This is a genomic window from Legionella feeleii, assembly GCF_001467625.1.
Taxonomy (GTDB): Bacteria; Pseudomonadota; Gammaproteobacteria; order Legionellales; family Legionellaceae; genus Tatlockia; species Tatlockia feeleii.
On sequence record NZ_LNYB01000038.1, the window covers coordinates 1 to 9,912 of the forward strand.

A 9,912-nucleotide genomic window follows, 5' to 3' on the forward strand; every position below is an offset into this window, starting at 1 on the left:
TTTGAAGACGGAGTGCAGGTTGTTGAACAATCGGACTGGAAGGCCGCTTGATGATATTTTGCTCATACACCAGAATTGACAATAACTCAAGTATGACTAACCATCCTTAGCGTTTTATTATTGGTTGTGTCGCAAAAACGACATCGTCAATTTAAATTTGGTGTTGGTAATTTCACCATCTAAATAGAGCTTAGCCTAACAATAAAGCTAAGTTGACGGTGCCGATCCTTTTAAACACATATCCTTACTTGTTGCGCATTTTGAAATGCGCTATCAAGTTAAAGACAATATTGTTTCTTCTGGGAAAAAAGTTGCAACAGAATTTATAGCATTTTGCAGGGTTTTGAATGCGTAAATCGCTGTTGGGATAATCATTGAGCATAAAAGTGTTATTGCAATTGGTGCTTGCATTATAGCTGCGGCGGCGGCTAACGAACCTAATTCGATTAATAAATTTGATGTATCTTTCAAAAACTCTTTAAGATTTGGATTTTCTTTTAAAGAAGAGCTTTTCTCAATAAAGTTTTCTGTTATTGAACTAGAGAAAAAAAATAAGGGTAGTGCTATGGCACCTACTCCAGCAAAAGAAGAAAAAGTACCTGCTGCGCTTGCTATAGCAGGACTAAAAAAAGAAAGGCTATATTTTCCTATTATTCCTTCAACACCATATATCAGAGGCCCTAGTGGTGCTGCAATAACGGTTGTAAAACCAAGTGTTAGTAAATCAACAACATGAAAAAAACCTGGTCTAATAGCTATGATTTGCCTAGATATCTCTTCTCTTACATCTGAAGAAGAATTTGATAATATGTCATTAATAATATCAACCTCATTCTTTGAAAAAGTATTTTCAATTATTGGAAGAAGAAGAGAATAAAAATAATTTAACTCTTTAAACAAATCTGCATTACCACCCTTGTCAGGGTGATGAATTAAAACTGCTTTTCTATACTGTTCTTTTAATTTTTTTAAGTCAAACTTTTCAGGGGCGAAAAGTTCAATCATCCTATCAAATGTTTTTAGCATAGTAATTCTCACACTACAAATAACAGCTCTCTATACATGAGATAAATTCATGAATTCTTAAGAGCCTATCCGAAAAGAGCGGGCTTCAAGGTAAACGTGTATTGAAAATTCTCATGCAATCTTAATATTTAATTATATTGCGAAGCCTAATAAACTTTCCTTAAAGTTTTATTATTGGTTGTGTCGCAAAAACGACATCGTCAACTTAACTTTGAACGATGACTAGTTTTAAATGGCGTCATTTTAAGCAGGATATTAGTTTGATGCTGGTTAGGTGGTACTTAGCCTACCCGTTGAATTATCGTGATGTTGAAGAGTTAGCTGGAGCGCGGACTTAAGGTGGATCGCCTCACCATCAATCGCTGGGTTATTAAGTATGCTTCCTTGCTGGAAGAGGCATTCCTTAAACGCCAAAAACGTTCTGTTGGTATTTCATGCCGCATGGATGAGACCTACATTAAAGTAAAAAGCAAGTGGCTTTATTTGTATCGAGCTGTTGATAAAGAAGCGAATACCTGAATAATATAGGCAAGTAAAATCATCACTTTATCAAAAAAATCAACAGGCCTATGAATGGATTCAAAGCCTTTCATTCTGCACAGGCAACGTTAGCAGGAATAGAATTGTATCCTATGTTACGCAAAGGGCAGCATAACCAAGCTGTTAATCAAACTATTTTTGAACAGTCACGGCATAAACTCGACCAAAATAACTCCGGTCGCTCTAAAAATATTTTTGCAACAGAACCCTCCAGACCGCAATCCTGATTATCTCTAACGGATAACGATATCTTTTGGGATTTTCTCCAACCAACATCTTGCCACCACCTAAATAGAGCTTAGTTTAACACCAAAGTTAAGTTGACGATGTCGTTTTTGCGACACAACCAACAATAAAACGCTAAGGATGGTTAGTCATACTTCGTAATGTAATTAACCAACCTCTGGATTTATATCATGAAGTATGAGGATTTAAGGAATTATTTGTTAGAAAAATTGCAGCTTGATACAGCTAAGTCTGATGTTTTAGAGTACATGACACTTGAATATGCAGGTGTACTAAAATATTTTTCAAATACAACTATTTGTTGTCAAATAGATGGCAATTCAACAGGTCAAACGCCGCAATATTTTGAAGGTTCTAATTTTCATTTTGGATATCGTATTAATGATTTATTTGAAATAAATAATCAAAATCAATTACATTTAATTTCTAAATCTATGATAGAAAATATACCGGAAATAGTTATTGAACATATCTTACCAATTTATTCCCCTCCTTTTGTGAGTAATGAAGATGCTTTATATGCATTTAAGAACAAAAAAATATCACAAGTATCTTTCGTTATTCCACATGATATTTGTATGAAAATCATCAATGCCTCTTCTCTTATAAAAGCAAGTGGGAATATCGAGAACTTAAGCCAGGAAGAATTAAAAAATCTTAAAAAAGGTGTATTAGCATATAAAGTAAATAATAAAGATGAATTCTTATTAAATTTGATTAACAAATTAGAAGATAAAATAAATAGGCTTTTACCTCTCTTGAACATAAATAATGAGGTTGTTGAAGAACCAGAGCATTCTCTTAATGATAAAATTGATGAAAAAACAGTAATAATTTCAAATAGTTCTGTTGATGTTGAGGAAGCTCCAGCTGTTCCAAAAGAGTTCGCTGAAGCAGGCGAGTTATTTGAGGCTGCGGTTGAAACCATGAAAAAGAAAGTTTTAGATCTGAGGAATAAAGCACACAAGGATAAGCGCTACGAGCTTGCTGCGGAAAAGGCCGAAGAATTACTAAGTGCTGTGTCAGAGGCTGGTGATGATTTTTTTATTAACGAGGGCAGTGCAGAACAATTTAAGCAACGATGTGATGAGGCTATTAAAAAGGCGCGGCCAGAACTAGCAAAACATCGTGGTTGGTCGAAATTATTTGCTGATATTACGTTTATTGCTGTTTCCGTATGTACTGTGGGTGTTGCGAATATAGTAAGCAAGCTTGCTACTGGAAGTTTCCGTTTCTTTACGCCTCCGAAAACTGAATCGGAGGAACAATTAGATCTACTGGAAAAAAACATACATTCAATTGGTAAAAAATAGTAGTTCGGGGATCGCGTCTTGCTTGTTTGACGTGGTCCCTAGATCTGACCATCCCAGTTAAGAGAAAATGCAGTTAACTGGAGAAACTAATGACAATGAGAAAGAAATACTCAAAAGAATCTAAGCTTGATGCAATTAGCTGTATTTTGTGTAACACAGCCCGATACGTTATATACTTATAGTAACCGGATTGCCAGAGATGCCATAAAGGCCAATTACGTAGTTTGCTTTTAAATATCTTAATAGAGGCTATTAAAAGAGTGATCATGAGCGCCATTACAAATATGAAAGCATATACCTCATACTTGAGTGAAGCCTATAGAAGCATTTTCGATAGAACGTGTATAGATTTTTGGGGGTATGTGTATTTTGATTTGGAAGGAAGGTACATACAGCTAAACTCCGAAAAATATATCATTGATGAAATTCTTAACAAAGAGTTATACATAGAACAAAATCTTTGTAAAAAGAATTATCAACATTATAACTATTATGTGTGCAATGTACCTGATGATAATGTAATCGCTTCTGGAATCAAAAAGTGTCTTCTTGAGAGGAACTATACTTTTTTTATAGATTTTTTTTATCAGGATTCTTCTCGTGTGGAAATGGTGACCTTTGCCTCCGATCATCAGCCAGGACTTGTAAATAATTTTATAGTAAATAATCTGGACTACTTTAAAATGATAGCAGACAATATAACTGCCAAAATCCGAAGATTACATTCAAAAGATAATTTTTTATCTCTCCCTAAAGAATGCATTATACGCATGAATGAGCTCATTCACTCGGAAAATTGCGATAATGAAAATCAACTGAAGGACTTTATTTTACAATCTTCAAATCATCAAATGGTCGAACTGATAAAAGATACAGTTTTTGATTACAATAAACTTCCCTTTAGTTTTTTGGGTGCTAAAAATATCACGCACAGGGAAAAGCAAATGATTTATTTATATTATAATCAATTTAATCTACAACGTATTGCTTCTATATTTGAGATTTCCAGAAGAACGGTAGAACGACATTTTGAAAGTATTAAAAAGAAACTCAATTGTGAGAGCAATGGACAAATAATTCCTACTTTAATAGAATTTGATTCTAAGTTAAAGAAAATCCTCGATACCTAAAATACCTTAGCCTACTCTTGTGGAATCGAAGCAACAGGAAACTCATTTTTAAGTTACTGTTCCGATTTGTCACTGATTAATCAAGGGCATTTACCTGCTCAATCAAATGCACCTTTGCTTGTAATAAATGGTGCCAAGGACAATTTGGTAAAAATTACTGAAATCGATTTGTTAAATTCTCACTGTGCTAATACGGACATAGTAGTCTTTTCTCAGGACAGGCATGCAGCCAGCAATAATTGGAATCTGCATTCTCAGTTTTCTGTAAATTGGTTGGAAAGAAAATTAAATGCTAAAGAAAAAGTTATACATGGGATTGTTGTATTTGTACTAATTTTACCGATGAGTGTCTTGTTTCCTTGGCTCTACCATTGTCCTTCCCCGAGCCCCTTTGTTCATAAACTTGATAGGCAACCTCCAATCTTTTCGTCTGTGCTTGGATTTAGCAAATGTTATTGAGCAAAAGAAGAGAAGGTCTTTTCATAATGTTGTCCTAATGGTTCCTTGTTTTTACTTGGATTCTTTTAAATTTAAGAAGAAATAAAGTAAGATTAACTTTTAAGACCACTACAGAAGGACGGAAAAATCAATGGCAAAAGTATCAGGGATAGTAAAGTGGTTTAATAATGCAAAAGGATATGGCTTTATTATTGCAGATGAACGCGAATATTTTGTTCATTATAAGTCAATAGAAGGGGATGGGTACAAAACGCTCGCTGAAGGCGCGCGTGTGCTTTTTACGTCGGCGGTCGGCGATAAAGGACCTGTCGCTTCAGACGTTGAAATTTGTTAGCAGTATTGCCTGCATGGCCGTATAGCCGAGGATGGAGGTATTATCCCAGTCGCGGCGTGGGTCTTCTTATCATTTTAATTATTATGCTTTTAACTCGAGAGTCAAAAAGGTCCCTACTGCATCGAGTAATGCAGTAGGAATTAAATATTAATTGCTCACTTCACACGTAATTTTTGTGCAATCGCGGCAATTTTGAGCTGCTTAAGAAAAAGAGCTCGTAGCGGAATCTTTCGTATTTGCCAATTTATCATCAGCTGCTTTATCCGCATCTGTAGTAGCACTGCTGGCATTCGTGGTACAAGTCCAATCTTTGCTCATGTCTGTTGTAGAGCCTGCTACCAGACAGGTTGAAGCTACCGCCAAAAATCCACCAAGCATTATTTTAAATAGACTATTCATTTTGTTTTCCTTGTCTTTATTTCAAAATAAAGAGGCCTCTATATGAGAGGCCTTTGCATTAATTAGTGTTGTTTAAATTGATTGCGAAACTTAGTGACGGCTTTTTCTGCTTCTTCTCTGCCATAGCCATAATGTTTTTGTAATTTGCCATAAATTTCCTGATGATTTCCTTCAATTTGTTTCATATCGTCATCAGTCATCCATCCCCAAGCTTGTTTCATTTGACCTTTTACTTCTTCCCATTTTCCTTCAAAGATATCCTGGTTCATTTTTAGCTCCTTAATTATTGTTCCTTTCCATAAGAAATATTACTTGCTCTCTTGAGAAATAATATTTCTGTAATAAAAAAGAGTAGTAGAAGATTCTCTAAATGCAAATTAAAAGAGAGTAAGGAACCCTATTAGATTCAATAAAGAGCTTCAAAGGTATGCTAGGCAGCTCTTCGATGTTGATATCGCTTTTTATCACCAATCCTATTCATGACTGCATGAATGGTTGTGTCTGAGAAAGCGCGACCGCTTAAAAAGCGATAAAGCAACTCAACTAATTGCTCCGAATTATCCCAAGCGGCCCCTGATTTTATAAGCGCCTCTTCAAGTGCTCGACTTACCTCATTATCCAGCGAAGACAAAGCCTGGCTGATTACAGCCTCCTGAAATCCTTTTTGCTGTAAGAGGCGGGTGATGAAGCGGTCGCCCTTGTGGGCATAATGCTGCGCCATATTTTTAGCGAGTCTTAAATCATTAAGCAGCTGCAATTCATTTAAACGTTTAAAGACAGCATCAATGCGACTATCAAGGTCAGATAGACCAGCAAATTCTGCCTCAAGCTGCTGACGTAAAGCCTGTTCACTTAAACTTTGTTCGGATAGTTTTCTTACAGCGGTATCGATAAGGCTAGTCATTCTAAACTCCTGTTGCTAGGACATTTTTATTCTCATCAACGCGTACTGCTTAAAACCATAACATTTGTTTACTTAAAAAAAGGGAGGGATCGTAAAGCAAGTAACGTGCCTGAATAAAACAAAATTGCTATTAACTACCAGGACAAGTAAGGTATTTGATTAACCACTCATTTAAACTAATTGCATCAAAGCAGGGTGGTTCGGTCGGGAAACTAACCAAAAAGCCCGTTTCCTGTTTATCCTGGCAGATAAACGGACGCCATCTTAGCACCGCCAACCGACCTTTCAATCAACTGGTTAAAATAAAGTTGAACGCAGAAAAATAAAAGCAGGGTGATTGGGTGTTATCTAATATGTTGATTAATTTATATTATTGCGATAATCGGCGCGCAGGTAAGCCTTTTCTTAATGTGGTTTCTTCATTTATCCCAAAAGCAATGAAGCGATGTGTTTACCTGCGGCATAGAGAAAGGCTCAATTGGTTTGGCTGGTTGCCAGCCCATTGCCATCCCGTGTCAGCGCGTTCCTGTGCTGTTGTCTTTTGATGAATCTTCCTGTTCGAGAACTGGATTAGCAACCACCAATACTCTCAGCCTGCACTTAAATTAACCGCCTGTCATTAAGAGAAAAGAGCACCGTTTTGCAAGAAATGCCTTGAAGTTGAGTGCAAGAATTAACCATCCTTGATGGTCATCGTTTCTTGTGAGGCGAACCGTTTCTATTTTACATTCCTTCGTTTTTTGAGCCATGCCAATTTTTCGATAGAAATCCCGTGCTCACTACAGAAATTTTCTTGCGATAATCCACTTCGTTCATAACCAGTAAATAGGCGTTCCCAATAATCTTCTTTTGATTTCATTTCTAGCTCCTCTTTAAGAAGCTCAGTTTATGCAGTTTTTAATTCTGTGGTAGGTGTATTTGGCCGAACGAATACCTTAGTCAAGCTTTCATAGGTATGTTCGTGAAGGTTTGTTACCGAAAAACTGGAGTAGAGAGTTCTCAGAGTGTGATTTTGGTGAACGAGGTATAAAATTGAAATCCTGGTTGCCTGCAACCAGGCTAAGCTAGATGACTGCTAGAGTCTATCCCCAGGATAAGTAAGTAATTTCACACTGTTATCTTCAGGACCTTCACTATTGGATGATAATAGGGAGGTCGCAGAACGTGTATTAAAGAGCCTACAGCCATAAAAGGAGATACAACTGTAAAAACACCATACGTTAAGGTAAGTGCAAGATGATAACCAGTCTATGAGATACTTTCTACAACTGGCTCATCTTGTGAAAGAAATGACACGAGAAACAATTTTCCGAGATAAGCTATTGTTCCCAGTGCTTGGCCTAATGTCATAATACCGTTTTCTAAAGTATCCGTAACCGGTCGGGCCAAAGATTTAAAAAGGCCTCCTTCGCGTTAAGTCTTACCCCTTGTTGGGTCAGTTCCTCTTTAAAGTGGTTTAAGTTTAATGCCGCGGGATGGGTGGAGGGGCAAAGGCTGGCATCGGGGCCATGTCAATTGCGCGTAATTGCACCTGGAGCGGCATCGTCAACTTAATTTTAGTGTTAGAGTATCTGTATTTAGCTCTCAACCCTTAAGAGCTTGTCTTAGAGTCTCACCATTTTCGGGAGCATTAGTATTTTTGACCACAAAAACATTTGCTCCATGATCACTTTTAAAAAATGTACCAATACCTGTTTTTACCTGTATCGTTTTAGCTCGTTGTTTTTTATGTTTATTGTCTATAGTGCATACTGTATCTGCGTAATATTCTTTGTCGAAAGACATAGAAAAGGGAAGACCACTCAATTCAGCTAAAGCCATGCAAAAAGTACTCTTTTCTTGCACAGGCTTTCGACCATATTCATGATAAACTGATTTTTTTGATTTTGTAGCTAAAACTCTTTCCTGAAATATTGCGGCTTGATCGCCCATATTATTTTGAGAAAGATCTAGATACAAATAGGATTGGTGCTCAGTTAAAGAATAATTGCCTGATTCTATTTCTTTTTTAAATAGTTGGCTGGGTGCGTTGACATTAATAACTGTGTTATCACAATATAAATGGGTATAGCAGTTTTTCATCGTTCCACTTTGTTTAGCTTTAATTAAGTCAATGCCATGACTTGCACCTACAAGCATCAAACAATTTTGTTTTTCTTTCATCACCTCTAAAGTGTTAGCAACGATACTCTGATCTCGAGTTGCCTGAAATTTACCAGCTCCAGGAGCATAGGATGGATGCTCTATTCCAACCAACTCAATACCATTTTTTAACGCTTCAGAGAGATAATGGTAGTAATAAAATTGATAAAATACTCGTTTTGTATTGGGCGCAAAATTGAATTTATTGTCATCAACAATCTTCTTGACTGCTTCATACTTCAACTGCATTTTCTCTTCATCAGTTAAAGAGGTAGCAAATACATTTTTTAAGGCCAAAAGATGAGTTTGTGAAAGGCCTAATTGATCTTTAACTGGCGTTAAATCTAAAACATAACTTAGCATGACTTGGCTAAGATATTTCAATACCGCTTCATTTTTAACTCCATAGGGAACGCATTCTACTATAAAAGCTCCATAATGATCTTTAATAAACGGTAATTGTTTTATTAGAAGCTTAATAGAATTAACATCTGAGTGATTGGTCATTAAAACATGTAAATTAGGCATTTTATTTATCTATTGGTTAATTTTGGGGTGATTATGCCTATTTAAAATTGGCATAAACGAACGAAAGCTTATATTTAACGCCGGCACTTTGCAGGGTTAAGGCTATTTAATTACATTACGAAGTATGACAAACGGGCCTTAGATTTTTATTATTGGTTATGTCGTAAAAAAGACATCATCAACTTAATTTTAGTGTTGGGCTAAGCTCTATTTATCTAGTAGAAAGAGTTTTAGAGCAAAAGCCGAAGAGATATCGTTATCCTTTAGAGATAATCAGTATTGCGGTATGGAGTTATCACTGATTTAATCACAGCTACCGAGATGTTTCGGAGCGATTTCTGTATCGCGGGATTGAAGTAAGCTATGAGAGCTTACGTCAATAGTGCATCAAATTTCGCCCTCATTTTAGGCATGTGATTAAGAAGCGAGAGCCAAAACTATTCGATAAATGGCATTAAGATGAGCAGCAACTGCGCATCTTTCGGAAAGTAAGGGCTACGTACATATCAGGCCTTATGTGTATTTTCTCTTAACTGGGGCGGTCCGATCTATGAGATCACGTCAAACAAGCAAGACGCGATTCCCGAACTACTATTTTTTACCAATTGATTGTATGTTTTTCCAATAGCTCTGATTGTTCCTCCGAAAACTGAATCGGAGGAACAATTGGATGTGAGTGACATTACTTTGTTTGCGAATTTCATTACACTTATCAAATCCAAGTCCTGCATTGCCAATGATTTCAAAAATAAGAGATAGCGGGTTTTTCGAAGGCCTAAATAATGGACTTCTTTAAAACTTAGACGAGTTATTGTCAATTCTGGTGTATGAGCAAAATATCATCAAGCGGCCTTCCAGTCCGATTGTTCAACAACCTGCACTCCGTCTTCA

10 protein-coding genes and 1 pseudogene are annotated in these 9,912 nt (G+C 36.4%); 5 read left to right on the forward strand and 6 right to left on the reverse strand.

Annotated elements, in window-relative coordinates; genetic code table 11:
* Positions 1 to 273: 273 nt before the first annotated feature.
* Entirely contained in the window at positions 274 to 1,026 is a 753-nt protein-coding gene (locus Lfee_RS06225) for a J domain-containing protein (protein ID WP_058444981.1), read from the reverse strand.
* Positions 1,027 to 1,244: 218 nt separating this feature from the next.
* Between Lfee_RS06225 and Lfee_RS16675 the strand changes: the two are divergent.
* From Lfee_RS16675 to Lfee_RS16680, 5 genes and pseudogenes are all read left to right on the forward strand, one after another.
* Positions 1,245 to 1,793 (forward strand): annotated as a pseudogene (locus tag Lfee_RS16675) (IS6 family transposase).
* A gap of 189 nt (positions 1,794 to 1,982) precedes the next feature.
* On the forward strand, positions 1,983 to 3,125 hold the full coding sequence (locus Lfee_RS06240) for a hypothetical protein (protein ID WP_058444987.1): 1,143 nt from the start codon (positions 1,983 to 1,985) through the stop codon (positions 3,123 to 3,125).
* Positions 3,126 to 3,391: 266 nt separating this feature from the next.
* The gene (locus Lfee_RS06245; protein ID WP_058444989.1) at positions 3,392 to 4,255 is read left to right on the forward strand and encodes a helix-turn-helix transcriptional regulator; all 864 of its coding nucleotides are present in this window, start codon (positions 3,392 to 3,394) and stop codon (positions 4,253 to 4,255) included.
* A 589-nt stretch (positions 4,256 to 4,844) separates the two neighbouring features.
* Positions 4,845 to 5,048 (forward strand): cold-shock protein, encoded by a 204-nt coding sequence (locus Lfee_RS06255; RefSeq protein WP_058444993.1) that lies wholly within the window; start codon positions 4,845 to 4,847, stop codon positions 5,046 to 5,048.
* Between the two features lie 5 nt (positions 5,049 to 5,053).
* On the forward strand, positions 5,054 to 5,185 hold the full coding sequence (locus Lfee_RS16680) for a DUF3309 family protein (RefSeq protein WP_238584876.1): 132 nt from the start codon (positions 5,054 to 5,056) through the stop codon (positions 5,183 to 5,185).
* Positions 5,186 to 5,249: 64 nt separating this feature from the next.
* On the opposite strand, the gene Lfee_RS06260 is transcribed toward Lfee_RS16680, so the two are convergent.
* The 5 genes from Lfee_RS06260 to Lfee_RS06275 all read right to left on the reverse strand — a co-directional run bounded on the left by Lfee_RS06260 (position 5,250) and on the right by Lfee_RS06275 (position 9,021).
* Positions 5,250 to 5,447, reverse strand: coding sequence for a hypothetical protein (locus Lfee_RS06260; protein WP_058444995.1), 198 nt, complete (start codon positions 5,445 to 5,447; stop codon positions 5,250 to 5,252).
* Positions 5,448 to 5,509: 62 nt separating this feature from the next.
* Positions 5,510 to 5,716: a CsbD family protein gene (locus Lfee_RS06265; RefSeq protein ID WP_058444998.1), complete on the reverse strand. Its 207-nt coding sequence runs from the start codon at positions 5,714 to 5,716 to the stop codon at positions 5,510 to 5,512.
* A 161-nt stretch (positions 5,717 to 5,877) separates the two neighbouring features.
* The gene (locus tag Lfee_RS06270) at positions 5,878 to 6,351 is read right to left on the reverse strand and encodes a regulatory protein RecX (RefSeq protein WP_058445000.1); all 474 of its coding nucleotides are present in this window, start codon (positions 6,349 to 6,351) and stop codon (positions 5,878 to 5,880) included.
* Positions 6,352 to 7,069: 718 nt separating this feature from the next.
* Positions 7,070 to 7,210, reverse strand: a complete 141-nt coding sequence (tnpA, locus tag Lfee_RS16935; protein WP_156413364.1) for an IS66 family insertion sequence element accessory protein TnpA — start codon at positions 7,208 to 7,210, stop codon at positions 7,070 to 7,072.
* Positions 7,211 to 7,935: 725 nt separating this feature from the next.
* On the reverse strand, positions 7,936 to 9,021 hold the full coding sequence (locus Lfee_RS06275) for a hypothetical protein (RefSeq protein ID WP_058445002.1): 1,086 nt from the start codon (positions 9,019 to 9,021) through the stop codon (positions 7,936 to 7,938).
* Between the last annotated feature and the right edge of the window lie 891 nt (positions 9,022 to 9,912).

What these genes read in the sequence shown, in the direction of transcription:
- Lfee_RS06270 (WP_058445000.1), bottom strand. Translation starts at nt 6,351, where the DNA reads ATGACTAGCCTTATCGATACCGCTGTAAGAAAACTATCCGAACAAAGT.
- Lfee_RS06255 (WP_058444993.1), top strand. Translation starts at nt 4,845, where the DNA reads ATGGCAAAAGTATCAGGGATAGTAAAGTGGTTTAATAATGCAAAAGGA.
- Lfee_RS06240 (WP_058444987.1), top strand. Translation starts at nt 1,983, where the DNA reads ATGAAGTATGAGGATTTAAGGAATTATTTGTTAGAAAAATTGCAGCTT.
- Lfee_RS06225 (WP_058444981.1), bottom strand. Translation starts at nt 1,026, where the DNA reads ATGCTAAAAACATTTGATAGGATGATTGAACTTTTCGCCCCTGAAAAG.
- Lfee_RS06245 (WP_058444989.1), top strand. Translation starts at nt 3,392, where the DNA reads ATGAGCGCCATTACAAATATGAAAGCATATACCTCATACTTGAGTGAA.
- Lfee_RS06275 (WP_058445002.1), bottom strand. Translation starts at nt 9,021, where the DNA reads ATGCCTAATTTACATGTTTTAATGACCAATCACTCAGATGTTAATTCT.
- Lfee_RS06260 (WP_058444995.1), bottom strand. Translation starts at nt 5,447, where the DNA reads ATGAATAGTCTATTTAAAATAATGCTTGGTGGATTTTTGGCGGTAGCT.
- Lfee_RS06265 (WP_058444998.1), bottom strand. Translation starts at nt 5,716, where the DNA reads ATGAACCAGGATATCTTTGAAGGAAAATGGGAAGAAGTAAAAGGTCAA.
- tnpA (WP_156413364.1), bottom strand. Translation starts at nt 7,210, where the DNA reads ATGAAATCAAAAGAAGATTATTGGGAACGCCTATTTACTGGTTATGAA.